9 protein-coding genes and 2 pseudogenes are annotated in these 15,251 nt (G+C 63.0%); 6 read left to right on the forward strand and 5 right to left on the reverse strand.

The window, feature by feature from the left end:
- Positions 1–9 precede the first annotated feature (9 nt).
- Complete coding sequence (locus K6G35_RS18395) at positions 10–450, reverse strand: Hsp20/alpha crystallin family protein (RefSeq protein WP_111733825.1); 441 nt, start codon at positions 448–450, stop codon at positions 10–12.
- A 300-nt stretch (positions 451–750) separates the two neighbouring features.
- Between K6G35_RS18395 and K6G35_RS18400 the strand changes: the two are divergent.
- The 6 genes and pseudogenes from K6G35_RS18400 to K6G35_RS18425 all read left to right on the forward strand — a co-directional run.
- Positions 751–1,989 (forward strand): annotated as a pseudogene (locus tag K6G35_RS18400) (site-specific integrase); the annotation flags it as partial.
- A 69-nt stretch (positions 1,990–2,058) separates the two neighbouring features.
- Positions 2,059–2,565 (forward strand): annotated as a pseudogene (locus tag K6G35_RS18405) (IS5 family transposase); the annotation flags it as partial.
- Positions 2,566–3,015: 450 nt separating this feature from the next.
- Positions 3,016–4,725 carry an NADH-ubiquinone oxidoreductase-F iron-sulfur binding region domain-containing protein gene (locus K6G35_RS18410; protein WP_215242961.1) on the forward strand — a complete coding sequence of 570 codons (1,710 nt, stop codon included), beginning with the start codon at positions 3,016–3,018 and terminating at the stop codon, positions 4,723–4,725.
- Positions 4,722–7,475, forward strand: coding sequence for a formate dehydrogenase subunit alpha (gene fdhF / locus K6G35_RS18415; RefSeq protein WP_495676837.1), 2,754 nt, complete (start codon positions 4,722–4,724; stop codon positions 7,473–7,475). The genes K6G35_RS18410 and fdhF overlap by 4 nt, the downstream gene beginning before the upstream one ends.
- A 402-nt stretch (positions 7,476–7,877) precedes the next feature.
- A complete protein-coding gene (locus K6G35_RS18420) occupies positions 7,878–8,255 on the forward strand; it encodes a BON domain-containing protein (RefSeq protein ID WP_024570576.1) in 378 nt (125 codons plus the stop codon).
- A 116-nt stretch (positions 8,256–8,371) separates the two neighbouring features.
- Positions 8,372–8,635 carry a hypothetical protein gene (locus K6G35_RS18425; RefSeq protein ID WP_215242963.1) on the forward strand — a complete coding sequence of 88 codons (264 nt, stop codon included), beginning with the start codon at positions 8,372–8,374 and terminating at the stop codon, positions 8,633–8,635.
- Between the two features lie 265 nt (positions 8,636–8,900).
- On the opposite strand, the gene K6G35_RS18430 is transcribed toward K6G35_RS18425, so the two are convergent.
- Genes K6G35_RS18430 through K6G35_RS18445 form a run of 4 tightly spaced genes read right to left on the reverse strand, consistent with a single transcriptional unit; the run spans position 8,901 to position 15,247 of the window.
- Positions 8,901–11,285 (reverse strand): TnsB C-terminal domain-containing protein, encoded by a 2,385-nt coding sequence (locus tag K6G35_RS18430; RefSeq protein ID WP_495676838.1) that lies wholly within the window; start codon positions 11,283–11,285, stop codon positions 8,901–8,903.
- Complete coding sequence (locus K6G35_RS18435) at positions 11,282–12,139, reverse strand: hypothetical protein (protein ID WP_024570575.1); 858 nt, start codon at positions 12,137–12,139, stop codon at positions 11,282–11,284. Before K6G35_RS18435 ends, K6G35_RS18430 begins: the two co-directional genes overlap by 4 nt.
- On the reverse strand, positions 12,126–13,721 hold the full coding sequence (locus K6G35_RS18440; RefSeq protein ID WP_215242965.1) for a hypothetical protein: 1,596 nt from the start codon (positions 13,719–13,721) through the stop codon (positions 12,126–12,128). The genes K6G35_RS18435 and K6G35_RS18440 overlap by 14 nt, the downstream gene beginning before the upstream one ends.
- Complete coding sequence (locus K6G35_RS18445) at positions 13,718–15,247, reverse strand: TnsD family Tn7-like transposition protein (protein ID WP_215242966.1); 1,530 nt, start codon at positions 15,245–15,247, stop codon at positions 13,718–13,720. The genes K6G35_RS18440 and K6G35_RS18445 overlap by 4 nt, the downstream gene beginning before the upstream one ends.
- Positions 15,248–15,251 lie beyond the last annotated feature (4 nt).

The raw sequence follows: 15,251 nt of genomic DNA on the forward strand, positions 1-15,251 counted from the left end.
CTCCTGGCATTACTGGATCGCGATTGCCCGCGGCTTTGACGACTCGCGCTTGCCCACACTGATGGACAAGCAGCCGTTGGCGTAGCGCGCCTGCACCTTGTCGGGATCGGCGCCCTGTGGCAACTCGACCACGCGCCGGAACGTGCCGGTAAACCGCTCTTGGGCGTATAGCCGTGCCTCCGAATCGTCCTCGGGATACGCCGCCTCGCGCTCGCCGCTGATGGTCAGCAAGCCTTTGTCGATCGACACCTCGAGCTTGTCTTGCTTGATGCCCGGTGCGAATGCGACGATTTCGATGGAGTCGTCCGTGGAGCCGATATTGACGGGTGGAAAGGCCCCGAAGCGTCCGGTACGAAGACTGGACGGGAAGCCGCCGAACAAACTCGCCATCTGCCTTTGCATGCGGTCGAGTTCGCTGAAGAGGTCGGTTCCCAAGAAAAGGTCACTCATGGTCATATCCTCCTTGGACGCAGCAAGGAGGCGAAGGGGCCTACGCGCTCCCATCCACCCGCCAAGCTGCTGGCAAACAAACAGAAACACGCAGCGCGCGCAACGACGCGACTGCCTGAGCGAAACTAAAATAGCAATTGGGCAGAATGATTTCAAGGGGGCTACGGTGCGGCCGCAAAGGCGAGCCATATCGATAACCGATGTTAGCGATATGGCGCCGTTTCTTGGCCAAACTGCTGTCTGTGAGATTGAGCCGGGTCCGGTCGGCGAGCCAACGTCTCATCACTTGCGGTGCGTCCCATGCGGAACTTCTTGATCACGGTCGACTTTCCCGACGCCGCCCCGCTGGCCGCCCTGCGCGCCTGGTACGCCGGAGCGTCGTCGCGGCAGGCGGTCGAGCGCTATTGCCCCGACGCGCTGGGGGCGGGTAGGTCAGCGCGTGGCGTGTTGGGAGCGATTCGCCGTCAGCTTGCCGAGTTCGCTCGGCAGCGCCGGCGCGAGGATTTGGCCACGCTGTTCCGTTGCGGCGAAACGGAGCGAGAGAAGCACAGCAAGGCGGTGACACGTGCGCTGGAGTCGTTGCGGTCGCTGCCCATCCCCGAGCCCCAGATCAGCGATCCGATCACCTGGTGGCTGCCCACTCGCGTGGCCGTCGCACTGCACGCCCATGGGATCGGCACGCTGGCCGACCTGACCGTGCGCGTGCCGCGCCGGCCGCGCTGGTGGGCCACCATTGCCGGACTGGGCGCTGGCAGCGCGCGCCGGGTCGAAGCCTTTTTTGCGGCGCACCCTGGGCTCACCGAACGGGCGCGCGCCCTGATCGCGGCGGCGCCACCAGTCCGAATCGTGCCGCAGGAGCAGATCCGCTTGCCACATGAACTCGACGGATCACACGGAAACTTCCGAGCACCGCGCCAGATGTGCACGCTCGATGCCGGCAACGACTACGAGGCCATCAGCGCCTGGCTGACCTTGCACGAGTCGGCCGAAACCACGCGCGCATACCGCCGGGAAGCCGAGCGCCTCCTCTTGTGGGCGCTCGTCGAGCGCGGCAAGGCGCTGTCGTCGCTAGCGACTGAGGACGCCATTGCCTACCGCGCGTTCCTGCGCCGGCCCACGCCGCACCAGCACTGGGTCGCGCGGGCACGGCCGCGCGCATCGTCGGAATGCCGCCCTTTCACCGGCGGCTTGTCCCCGCGCTCGATCGCCTATGCGCTGGCGGTGCTGGGCGCGATGTTCCGCTGGCTGATCGCGCAGCGCTACGTGCTGGCGAACCCGTTCGCCGGGGGGAAGGTGCGTGGCGCGCCGCGGGCGGCTTGGGTGGATGCCTCCCGGGCAATCACCGCGGGCGAGTGGGAGCTGATCCGTGCGATTGCTGACGGACTCGAGTGGTCGTACGGCTGGTCCGTGCCGGCGGCGCAGCGGCTGCGTTTCCTGCTCGATTTCGGCTACGCGACGGGCTTGCGAGCCGGCGAGCTGGTGGGCGTGACGCTCGGTGGCATCGAGATTGGCGCACGTGGTGAACGTTGGCTGTACCTAGGGATAGTCTGCACAAAAGGCCGTCAGATGTGCTTGCAATGAATCGTCGAGCCAGCGAGCATGTCGTGCATGAAACAAACTGACCTTGGACTGAACTTGTCGACCAAGCGCACCCGCAAGCGCGAATTCCTGGACGAGATGAACCGTGTTGTGTCGTGGGCTGATCTGGTGATGCTGATCGCTCCCTACGCCCCGGAAGGCAAGCGCGGCCGTCCCCCGTTCGCGGTCGAGGCAATGCTGCGTATCCACTTCCTTCAGCAATGGTTTGGCCTGTCGGACCCGGCGATGGAAGAGGCGCTGCATGACGTGCCGCTGTATCGGGAGTTCGCCGGGTTGGACAACTGGACGGTGCGACTTCCCGACGAGAGCACCATCTTGCGGTTCCGTCATCTGCTGGAGAAGCACAAGCTGGCGGCTCAGATCCTCGCGCTGGTCAACGACCACCTTCGCGACAAGGGATTGATGCTGCGCGCGGGTACGGTGGTGGACGCGACGCTGATCAGCGCACCGAGTTCGACCAAGAATGCCTCGGGCGAACGCGACCCGGAGATGCACCAGAGCAAGAAAGGAAACCAGTGATCCGCGAAGCACGCGGGAGGTACGTAATGCGGTCTTTCGCTACCTCTCTTGTCCGCCAACTTCAGAAGTTCGAGCAATGGAGGCCAATAGGGAGAGCCGCGATATGTTGGAATGAACGCAATCCGGCCGCGTGCCGCAGGCTAGAGGTCTGGTGTCTCGCCATGGGTGTATGGCGGTACTTCTGCATCATCATTCGTGGCGGCCACTTGTTATCTCTCCACTTCGGTGCAAGAGTACACATTCACGATGTCTCTCCGTGGCTGCTTATCGCCGGAATGAAATGTAGGTGCGCCTGATTGCAGCGCATTTGTATCCTGGCGGTCACTGAATACCAAGGGTTGTCACCCTGCGAGTAGCGCGCATGAATGCTCGTCGACGACGCCGAACCCCCGCGGCCACCTTGCTGAGGTGCCTTGCAGTGCATGTACACGTTCGGGGACATGAAACATGAGTCAGCACGAGCAAACGATCAGGATCTTTGACCATCCCGGCGCCGGAGGACGCAAAGCCAGGGCAACGCCGAAAGGTCGAGCGATCGATCCAAAGGCGGCCCTCGACATTGCGCTATTGCTTGGCGAAAAGTCGCGGCGACGGGATCTGCTTATCGAGCATCTGCATCTGATTCAGGACACGTACAAGCAGATCTCGGCCGCTCACCTGGCGGCGTTGGCAGACGAGATGAAGCTGGCGTTCTCCGAGGTGTTCGAAACAGCCACCTTCTACGCGCACTTCGACGTCGTCAAGGAAGGTGACCCGGCGATTCCCCCACTGACTATTCGCGTTTGCGACTCGCTTACCTGCGCAATGTTTGGAGCGGAGAAGTTGCTGGCGGAACTGCTCGTCGCATCTGGACCCGGCATTCGCATCGTTCGCGCACCATGTGTCGGTCGATGCGACACGGCTCCCATGGCAGAAGTCGGCCACAATTTCGTCGATCACGCGAACGTTCATGACGTGATGGAAACCGCCAGACGCAATGACGCGCACGTCCGCTTGCCAACGTATGTTGAGTACAAGGAGTATGTATCAGCAGGCGGATACCAACTGCTGAGCCGGCTGCGTTCGGGTGCGCTTGCGACGGAAGACCTGTTGAAAGTGCTCGACGATTCGAGTTTGCGCGGCCTGGGCGGCGCGGGCTTTCCTGCCGGCCGGAAATGGCGTTCGGTTCTGAGCGTCCAGGGCCCGCGCCACATGGTGATCAACGGCGACGAGAGCGAACCCGGTACCTTCAAGGATCGCTACTACCTGGAACGTGATCCTCACCGTTTCATTGAGGGCACACTAATCGGTGCCCATGCTGTCGAGGCAACCGAGGTGTACATCTACATCCGGGACGAGTATCCGGCGGTGCGTGAAATCCTCGCGTGTGAAATCGACAAACTCCCACCCGGTGGTCCAGTGCTGCATCTTCGACGCGGTGCGGGCGCCTACATCTGCGGTGAAGAATCATCGCTTCTGGAAAGCATTGAAGGCAGGCGGGGATATCCGCGCCACAAGCCCCCATACCCCTACCAGGTTGGCCTCTTTGGCCACCCCACGCTTATCAACAACGTCGAGACCCTGTTCTGGATACGCGACATTGTTGAAAAAGGTGCCGACTGGTGGAAAGCCCACGGTCGCAATGAGCGCCATGGGCTGCGCAGCTATTCAGTATCCGGACGCGTGAAGAATCCCGGGGTCAAACTGGCCCCCGCCGGCCTCACCATTCGCGAACTGATCGATGAATGTTGCGGCGGCATGGCGGACGGGCACACCTTGCGGGCCTATCTTCCCGGCGGAGCCTCCGGCGGCATCCTGCCCTCATCCATGGACGATATTCCGCTCGATTTCGGCACGCTGGAGAAGTACGGATGCTTCATCGGCTCTGCGGCGGTAATCGTTCTCTCCGAGCACGACGACATCAAGCAAGCCGCGCTCAATCTCATGCGGTTCTTCAAAGACGAGAGCTGTGGCCAGTGCACCCCTTGCCGGGCAGGTACGCAGAAAGCGGCACTACTCATGTCCGAAGACGTCTGGAATCAGGAGTTACTGGGCGAACTGAGCCAGGCGATGCGGGACGCATCCATTTGTGGATTGGGGCAAGCGGCCTCGAATCCACTAACGAGCATCATCAATTATTTCCCTGAGTTGTTTCCGGCCCGGGAGCGTGCGCCATGAAGGCCATCCAGTTTGAGCTCGACGGGAAGATGGTTGAAGCGGCGCCCGGTGAAACGATCTGGCAGGTCGCCAATCGACTTGGCACTGAAATCCCGCATTTGTGTTACTCGCAGGAGCCTAATTATCGTGCGGACGGCAACTGTCGCGTCTGTATGGTCGAGATTGAGGGCGAGCGCGTTCTGGCTGCTTCCTGCATGCGTGCCCCCGCGGTTGGCATGAAAGTGAAGTCCGCAAGCACGCGTGCGGTGTCTGCCCGGAATATGGTGATGGAACTGCTGCTCGCCGATCAGCCTGCGCGCGTCACGTCGCACGATCCGGACTCGAAGTTGTGGCAATGGGCGGACAAGATGGGCGTTGGCACGAGCCGGTTTCCGGGATCGAAACGCTGGGAAGGCGATGCCAGTCACCCCGCCATGCGCGTCAATCTTGATGCTTGCATCCAATGCGGCTTGTGCGTACGCGGCTGCCGCGAAGTTCAGGCAAACGATGTCATCGGCATGGCTTACAGAAGTAGTGGAGCAAAGGTCGCTTTCGACTTCGACGACCCCATGGGCGAGTCCACCTGTGTCGCCTGTGGCGAATGCGTCCAGGCCTGCCCTACCGGTGCATTGATGCCCTCCGCCCTGCTGGACGAGCATCAGACGCGCGTCAATTACCCGGACAGGCACGTCGATTCCTTGTGCCCTTTCTGCGGCGTTGGCTGTCAGGTGACGTACCAGGTGAAGGGCAACAGGATCCTATATGCCGAAGGCAAGGACGGCCCGGCCAACCACAATCGGCTATGCGTGAAAGGCCGCTTCGGATTCGACTATATCCATCATCCACATCGGCTGACGACGCCGCTGATCCGCTTGCCGAACGCGAGAAAAGACTGGACCGATCAGGTCGACCCCGCCAACCCGCATACCCACTTCCGCGAAGCGACGTGGGACGAAGCGCTCGACGTTGCCGCGCGTGGCCTCGCCAATATTCGCGATACGCAAGGCGCCAAGGCACTGGCCGGTTTCGGATCGGCGAAAGGTTCCAACGAAGAGGCCTACCTGTTCCAGAAGCTGGTACGCACCGGCTTCGGATCAAACAACGTCGATCACTGCACGCGACTGTGTCATGCGTCGTCGGTCGCAGCGTTGATGGAAGGATTGAACTCCGGCGCAGTGTCTGCGCCGTTCGAAGCGGCGCTCGACGCGGAAGTCATTATCGTTATCGGCGCCAACCCAACGGTGAACCACCCGGTTGCGGCGACGTTCATCATCAACGCCGTACGACGGGGCGCCAAACTGATCGTCATTGACCCGAGACGGCAAAGCCTGTCGCGGCATGCACATATGCACCTGGCGTTCAAGCCGGGGAGCGATGTGGCGCTGCTTAATGCAATGCTTTACACGATCATCACGGAGGGCCTGACCGATGACCGGTACATTGCCGACCACACTGAAGGCTATGAAGAGCTGAAAGAACGGATGCTTGCGTTCTCGCCGGAGAAAATGGAACCGATTTGCGGCGTTCCGGCCGAGTCACTGCGAGAAGTGGCGCGGCTCTACGCCAGGGCGAAGGCTTCCATCATCTTCTGGGGAATGGGCATCAGCCAACACGTGCACGGCACGGACAATGCACGATGTCTGATCGCACTGGCGCTGGTCACTGGTCAGATTGGGCGACCGGGAACAGGGCTGCATCCGCTGCGGGGACAGAACAATGTTCAGGGCGCATCCGATGCGGGGCTGATCCCGATGTTCCTGCCAGACTACCAGTCCGTTGGACGGGCGGATCTGCGAGCACCGTTCGAGCATGTCTGGCACCAGGAGATCGATCCCAAGCCAGGGTTGACCGTGGTGGAAATCATGGGCGCGATTCATGCGGGCACGATCACCGGAATGTACATCGAGGGAGAAAATCCGGCGATGTCAGATCCGGATCTGCAGCACGCACGGCAGGCCCTCGCAATGCTCCAGTTCCTTGTGGTGCAGGACCTGTTTGTGACCGAGACTGCGTTTCATGCAGACGTGATCCTGCCGGCCTCCGCGTTTGCCGAAAAGGTTGGCAGCTTTACCAGTACGGACCGCCGCGTTCAACTGGCGCGCCAGGTCCTCGAGCCGCCGGGCGATGCGCGCCAGGATCTCTGGATCATTCAGGAGATTGCGAAGCGCATGGGGTGCGAGTGGAAATATCGTGGACCTGCCGACGTATTCTCGGAAATGGCGCAGGTAATGCCCTCGTTGAAAAACATCACGTGGGAACGCCTTGAGCGCGAGGGTGGAGTGACGTACCCGGTAGAGGGACTGGCAGTGCCGGGAAACGACATCATTTTCACTGGCGGTTTCCCGACAGCTAACGGCCGGGCAAGAATCGTCCCAGCCCACATCCGGCCACCAGATGAAATCCCGGACGCCGAGTACCCCATGGTGCTATCCACAGGTCGCATTCTTGAGCATTGGCATACAGGTTCGATGACTCGCCGTTCGAACGTGCTCGATGGCATCGAGCCTGAAGCCGTCGCCCTGATCTCGCCAGATGATATGCGCCGCCTGAGACTGCAGCCTGGCGAGTTCGCCCGCCTGTGGACGCGCCGGGGCACCATCGAAGTCAAGGTTCGCGCCGACAGGGACGTACCGGAGAACATGATCTTCATGCCATTCTGCTATGCGGAAGCGGCCGCAAACCTGCTTACGAATCCGGCACTTGACCCCATTGGCAAGATTCCGGAGTTCAAGTTTTGTGCGGTCCGAGCTGAACGTGCCAATGCTACGTGAGCGAACCGCGAGCTTCTAGCGTTCTTGACGTTCGCTGACGGCTCGTGGATGAACTCATAAGCATACAAACACCCGCTGATGGGTCTAGGCCGCCTGTGCTGATTGCACGCGTCAGCCGACCCGTAGGGAATTGCAAATCTGCGGCAGTATGCCGTGTCGCTGCACTCGCACCGTCAGCCCATGCTGCGCTGCTGTCTATCACCATGTGGCAGGGAACCCATCAACCCCAGGCAAGGGTACCAGGGACGGCGGGATTTCTTGGGCAAGATGCTACGAGATCCACCGTCTTTAAAGTCACCGTGTCAAGATGACCTCGCCGGCCGAGCTTGTGCCACATCAAAGAGCTAGGTCGTACCGTTCTTATATTGGATGAAACGGTCGACCACACCAAAGGAGCAAGCAATGAGAGCGGACACTGAGTTCAAGAAGCTCGTGAGCGACGAGTTAGAGTGGGAGCATCGTGTCAGCGCCCCAAGCATCGGCGTGGAAGTTAATCAGGGAATCGTCAGCTTGTCAGGAAACGTCGAGAAGTATGTGGAGAAGCTTGCGGCTGAAAGCCCCGCCGAACGCGTCAGCAGAGTAAAGTGCGTCGTTCCGAAGGTTTCAGAAACGAGAGTGGTGGAACAGGTCGAAGCCGCCTTGCGTCCGCGGGCCGAGCGGGAGGCCCATCGTATCTCCGTTGAGGCCCCGTCTGGCGTCGTAACTTGGCGGGTACAGTCACGCCGCGTTGCGGCAGGCGCCGCGTGGTCCGGCCTCGGGCGTCGGCAATGTCATCAGTAACGTTCGGGTCCGATAGGTCTGCCGCTGCCGACTGGATGCGCGCCTGCGCATACTTCTATTGGTTTGAGTCGTATTTGGGTGCGCCGGAATTCCCTACCTCAGACGGCCTACTGCCTATGGAACCCAAGTTGCGTCAACGCGCAACTGCACATCAGTTGCGCTGCAAGGCGCGCTGGCTGGGCAACGCAAAGGCCCTCGGCGGTACAGAGGAAGACTTCAACAGCGCATGCATTGCTGTTCGTGGCGCATGGTACGGTCGCGACGACATCTTCATGCGCATTCGCGGAATGGCCTGCTCGATTTCGGAGCCAAACGTCGCAACCGTGATTGATGAATCACGAAGATCGGACGAGGAGGACAATTATGATCCCCTCTTTTGAGCCGGCTTGCGGAATTTCGCAAACTGGGGTCGGCAAGAGTGGCTTCCTACCGACATCATCACTGATGACAGAATCATCGGTAGGCGCCCGCTTCCCAGCCTTGATGGTCTACCGTTCCCCCGCAAAAGTCAGGCGCACGATGACCTGATCTACCTAGGTGCGCGCTCGTGCCCGGAGACGCGGGGGCAAATCTACCAGCTACGAATGTCAAGCAAAACTGGCACTTGTCTCCTTTCCTAAATTCTGCACGGCCTGCCCTCACCGCTCATCCATCGATCACATCCTTGATCACGCGGGGCCGAATCACGGCGTCCTTTAGCTCCATCTCGGTGTCCGCCGAGCCCGGCCTAGCGGCTTTCTCGGCCGGTGCGTCGGTGGGCAACCCAACCTTTCCCGCAACCTCGTTGAAGTGCGATACATCCTCTGCGTGCTGGGCATGCCGGCGCGCCGCCATCTTGACGGTAGCCGCCCCCGCCGTCGGGGGACTACCAACGGCTGCCAAGATCCGTTTACTGGCCTCCTGTGCCGCCCGGCCAGCCATGACAGGTGGCTTTGGATCGCCCTTGATTTCGTACGCCCGTTTCTCGCTGTTGAAATCGAGTTTCAGGAATTCGATGATCTCCAGATCGACGTCCTCGCCATAGCATTCCCTGGCCTGTCCACGCGCAGGTATCACCACGACCTCCTCGCCACGCACCCACAACGCACAATTCCCATAGGGCGGAATCAGGATCGGCGCCACCGTTGGCGATTGTAGGTCATTCGGATGCTCCAGTTGCCATTGCTTGGCGTACTCGGCGAGCGCGGCGGCCGCCTCGCACCCACAGTCGTCTTCGCGATTGCCACCATAGACGACATTGTCCTTGCGTATCACGCCGCGACGCAGCTTGCAGTGATAGTGCTTCGGCAGTGTGGCCCACAGCAGCGAGGTCTCGCTCCTGGGCGCACGGGCGTTGCCTCGCCTCGCCTCCTGCATGGCGGTGTGAATACCAACCCGTGTATTCGGAACCCGCCGCACCTGCATGCCCAATGTCAAGCCCGACCGGTCCGACTTCCACGCGGCGTTGATCTGCGCGATGGCGTCCACGACCATGCGCTCACAGCCACGCAGGGTCGCTTCGATTCTGTCGGGCGCCTTTCCGTGCCGTCTTTCCGTGCGATTGGCGATGAGTCGCTCCGTCGTAATGACACCGGTCGGGAACATCGCCGTCTTCGCTTTCACTGCCGCTCGCGTCTGTTGAATCAACCAGGTGTTTTCAAGGTCAGTCTCCTCGTCACGCACCCGCCGCTTGACCAGTCCGCCGGCCTCCTCCACATCCCCCTTGTCCTCCGGGACCCTCGTTCTGCCCCACGTCAAATCAATGTCCAGTTCATCTGCAGTCATCCTGACGAACTGATGGCCGCGTCCGGGCCCGCGGTCGATGAACGCTCCGTCGCAATCGCCAGAGACAATGCCTTGCGGTGTCTCCTCAAAGCCAAGCTGGCGCAGCCTCGGCCCTTTATCGGTCAACGCGTTATAGAGGGCATAGCAGTAACACAGGCTACTCTCCGGCCGGACCGTCAGGAACCACCCCACGATGCAGTTGCTGCGACGTTCGACCACGAGAATGAGCGTGGGCGGCCCCACAACGATCCGTTTTCCGTCTGCCTCCACGACGATATCAATAAACTCGAGCACGGTTGCGTCCATGTCCCAGATCACGAGACGCCCGTTGCACAGATCCGTCGCGTTGCCCCCCGTCGGTGAATGCGTCGCGGGCGGGAAGATCTCCTCGCGAAGATCTTTCAGCATCGCGCGCTTGTGCCGGTTGAGGATGTCCGCGGAGGGCAGCCGGATGGCGGCGATGCGCGGTGGGTCAGCGTCGTCGAGATGCCCCGGCACGTGACTGAAGCGACTGCGCATGTCGGCATAAAATCGCTTGCATTGCCGCAGCCTGATCCAGGCTTTTCCCCATGTGTCAGACTCGATGCGCGCCACCACAATAGCGGCCATGACTCGCGCTCGCCAGAACTCGTTGAACCGGCCCAGCGTGCATTGATGCAGGATCTCGTAGGCCGATCGTCGGCCCGGGCGCCGCTTTAAGCGGTCGTTCCTGGGAATCAACTTGCTGGCCTTCCGCTGTCCCGTACGGGGTATGATCGCCAGGTCGTCCGCGCCCTGACGGAGCCACTGCACAACCAGTCGCTTGACCCGGGCTGGGCGCTGCCTGAAACGATCGCTCACGAAGGCCACGGTGGCGGTGAATAGCGCGGGCTCAAAGAATAAGGCATTGGTATCGGGGATGCCCATCCGCCGGCTCTCGGCCTGCCCGATCTCCAGCAGCGCCGCAATCATCGCGCGACGCGTTGCCCAACGTTCGACATCGGCTGGTGCCAGTTTTGCGGCATGGCGTCGCGTGCAGGCCACCTCCTCCGTCTCGGGAATCTCGACGAGCCTTCCGCAGGCCATTTCCCGCGCGATCTGGTCGACCGGAAACGCGACCAGCGGAAAGCTGTCGTCTCGTGTCGCACCCTTCGCATCCAGCGGGTAAAAGGCCAGTCGGCCGCGGCGCGCGTCAAACGCCACCAAGCGATAGCGTCTGTCTTCGCCATTGCCGTCTGTCCATTGCAGCAGCCGATTGAGTTCGATCGGGCAAAGGGGCGTTTTCATGATGACACCTCCACCCTGACCAAATGCAACGCCCGGTGGGGCGCCAGTTCGTAGCGCGGGTCGATGCGGACAAGGCCCAGCGCAAGACTCGCTGCAAGCAGCTCGTAGGCGGCATCGAGACAGCACGGCAGCGCCGTTGCGATCCGCTGAAGGGTCTCCTCCAAGGTGCGGTGGTTGCGCGCGTCACGCAACCTCGCGGCGAACTGCACTGCATGGGGCCGCAGGGTATTGAGGTCACTGCGATGCAGCCACTGATAGCAGGTCATGGCGTTCTTGATTTCGATATTGGGCAGATCTTGTGGATGGAAGTACTCGAGCGTGACGTCGGTGTCGCGTAGCAGCGCTCGCGCCCGCAGCCATTCGCGGCGGTGGTAGCACAGTCCGTGCAGGTGCACGTGACCAGGCTTCGTCTTGAGTTCCACGCTGAGCATGCGGTGCACGACCGCGTAATCGTCGGCATACACGATCGATTGGCGCCCCTCACGCTGCAACCTCGCCACGTCGATCAGGGGATAACTGCAGCGGATTTCGCACACATACGGGCACATCTTGAGATGGAAATCGGCGCGCCACTGCGACGCGCTCTGAAAATAGAAGTGCTGTCCGCCGCGCAGATCGACACTGAAGCCCTGCAGGCCAATACCGACACGCTTGCCCTTGGCAAACAGATCGTGCTGGTAGGCGCTGCCCGTCAGCACGCCGAAGCGGTCGCGTTCTGGCATCTCGAGAATGGGATCGCACACACAGTACGTGGCAAGGTTCTGGTAACGCAGCGCCGGCACGTCCTCCCCACTTGGCCCGTCGCCGGTCCGGTCCTTGGCGCACGACCCGTCCCGCTGGTCATCGCCTGCCATGGCCAGCTCGCGCGGGCGATTTCTGGGATGGCGTGGCGGCGCCCTTCCTGGCTCCACGCTCGGTATTGGCCTCGCGGATCCGTCTCGTAATCCAGATGAGCTTGCTCTCCAGCTGGGTGGGGGTCAATGCATCAATCTCGCTGGACGAGAGATCCAACGCACCGGTGGCCAGCGCGGGATGGTCGGTCAGCTTGATCAGCAGATGGCGACGCTTCCACGCCTCTCCGGATTCCGCCTCGGCCTCCAGGGCTGCGACGAGTTTCGGCAGACGCGCCCGTTGCGTCGTATAGGTGGCGTAGCGAACGACCCCTTCGAGCAGCAGTTTCATGGTGATGGGCGGTGCATGCAAATCCCGATGCAGGGCCGCCGCCTTGTCATGTACGTGCTGTGCGTAACGCGCGTCGGTGACTTCCCAGCGTGCCTGCCGGCGCTCCGTACTGGAGAAATTCGCCGTCAGCCACGGCGACGCGAACAGGGTCAGGTACGTCAGCTCGTCGCGCCATGCGAGCTCGAGATCCGAAAGCCGCAGATGCGGGGCGCGCGCCTTGAGCGCCAGCGCCATGGCCTGATCCAGCGCCAGCCGCTCTGCGTCCGGGGTCAGCGTCTGCTGCAAGGCGGCTGCGGGCAACTTGCCCGGGTCGCTCGCCGCGCCGGCGACCGGCAGCAGGGCGAGCGCCGCTCTCGCCGAACCGAAAAGGGTGCGCAGCGCCATGATGTTGACAAGCGGGCTGCCCGACAAGCCATGCCCATGGACCACGCGGGCGCGGCTCGTCTCCCCCGCCCCCCGCAAGTGCAGGCTGTTGCCGGCCCCCAGATCTGCGTCGGGCTCGCGGTGGCACGAGCAATGGCCCGGGGCGGTGTCACACGACGCCAAGCTGCGCCCGTGCTGACAAATCAGGCTTTGCAGCGCCGGGCCGTTGACCCGCATCGGGTCGGCGGCCAGGACGGCCTGGAGATCCTTGGCCACCTCTAGCCACTCCGACTCGCGGGCCGCCACATGTCGGTCTACGCGCAGCGACTTGCCACATAGACAGCGTGCAGACGGTGCAAGGGGCAGACGGCGCGCGCGGTCGGTCCGCGCGCAGTCGGGGCACAAGCGCTGGATCGGCTCCTGATGGATCAGGCACATCTCCCACCCCAACAGCATGCCTTGGCGCAGCCAGATGCCCATCCCCAGGGACTGGAGCTGTTCGCGCAGGCACGACCGGCAGACGCCCGGCTTGAGGATGAAGGCATGCAGACTGGCCCGCAATAGCTTGACCGCCTGGTGGTCAGGCCCCAGGAGGGCATCGCGCAACAACAATTGTCCGACGTGGGGCGCTTCGAACGCCATCGCCAGGGGCAGAAAGCTATGCTGATAGGCCAGTTGGAGGGGCGGCTTTGCCTGTGCCTGCAAGATCGCGGACACCGCTTCGAGTTCCGTGCCGAACAGCGGCGCATCGGTACAATGCGCCAGCGTCGCAATCTGCGCCCGTCCGACCTGGCTCGAGGCGAGCAGGATTTTGGCGGCACGCGCCGCAAACGCGCTGCATAGCTCCTCCGGCTGGATGGGCAGCAAGGTCCCGAGCAGATGCTTGCTCATGGCGATCTCCGCGGCGGGTGATCGGGCACGTCACGCACACCAGTGCAACCGGCGGCATCGAGCAGGCGACGGACCCCCGGCCATCGCGTCATCCGCGCCAACGCGTACTCGTCGATGCCCATCAGCCGGCAAATCGCGCGCCGGGTGCACCGCCGCCGCAGGCCCGCGCGCACCTCGGCTTGCAGATGCGCCAGCGCCTGGCGCAGCCGTGCCGCTACGGCACGGCCCTGGCCCTTGGGTCCGGGATCCACCGTGCGGCACCGCCCGGCCGGCCAGGCCACGGGCCGCTGGGTGGCCAGCCACTGCGCGTCATGCGCGCGCAGCCACGCCAAGGCATTGGGCTCGTAGCGCTGCAGCTGATTCGTCGACATCCACGGATAGCGCCATTGCACGCTCAGCCAGGCCGCCCGTGCCCGCTGGCGCAACCGTTCGGCGAACCCCGCGTCGCACAGCCCGCGATAGCCCCGCTCCCGGACAATGCGGTGCACCGTGGCCTGGCTGGTCCGGATCAGCGTCGCAATCTCCGCGCAGGTGCAGCCCCGCCCCAGCAACGCGGGAATCTCCTCGCGCTCGTAGTGCCGGCGGCGGTCGACCGGACAGGGCCCCGGACCACTGGCCTGCTTGACCGCCCATCCCGCACGTGCGTGGCCCGGCGCACGCAGGCAGACCGGCGATCGGCCGGCCGCCATCGTCCCGGCCAGAAAGCCATCCAGGAGCACGATGTACAACGGGTGTAGGCGTCGCTCCTCATCGTCCAGCCAGGCGCATATCCTTGCGCACCGCGTGGGGAGTGTCGCCAAACGCGTCAAGGGCGGTGGCAGCGCCGCCTGCGCGACAAATGCCTCGAAGTCGCGGCGCAATGGCCTCGCATGGTAGCGACCGTCGGGTCGGCAGTAGCCGGCCTGCGCCATCCGGGCCCGAAAGACGCCACGGGCCTGCTTTGGGTCCATCTGGGCCACAACGAAGCTGGACCGGGCAAAGGCAATCTCGGACGCCGAGGCGTCACGTGGGCGGCGATCGAGAAACCCGGGGCCCATTTCGGTCGCCAAGTGTAACGCTGTCTCGTGCTGCCAGCACACGGTGACACCCGGTGCATAGTGCGGATAAAAATCGGCCTCGATCCCGAACGTGCGCCACGCTTCGCCGCTGCAGGTGCCGCAGAGTTTGCGGGCCACCAGACCGCCGGCAAACCACGCGGGCAACTGCCAGTGCCGCACCGGCCCGCCCCCATCCAGCACCCGACTGTTGAAGGCGTCCAGCTCCCGACGTGCCAGCCCGATCGCGCAGAAGGCGAACAAGGTCCGCGTGTCACGCAATTGCTCGCCGGATCCCACCAGCCCGGCATACAAGGCCGCCAGCAGGCGCAAGGGGCAGTCCACCGTGCCGAAGGCCAGCCGCGTCATGCCCTGCGTGCGGCCCACGCCGGCGGCCTGTGCCAGCGGCGCGCGCAGCGCCCGCGCCAGGCTACTGGCCGACTCGAACGCCGGGCGTGGGCCCAGGGGCACGAAGGTCTTCTGTGAGGCCATCTGC

The sequence above is a fragment of the Cupriavidus sp. HY129 genome (assembly GCF_059492215.1).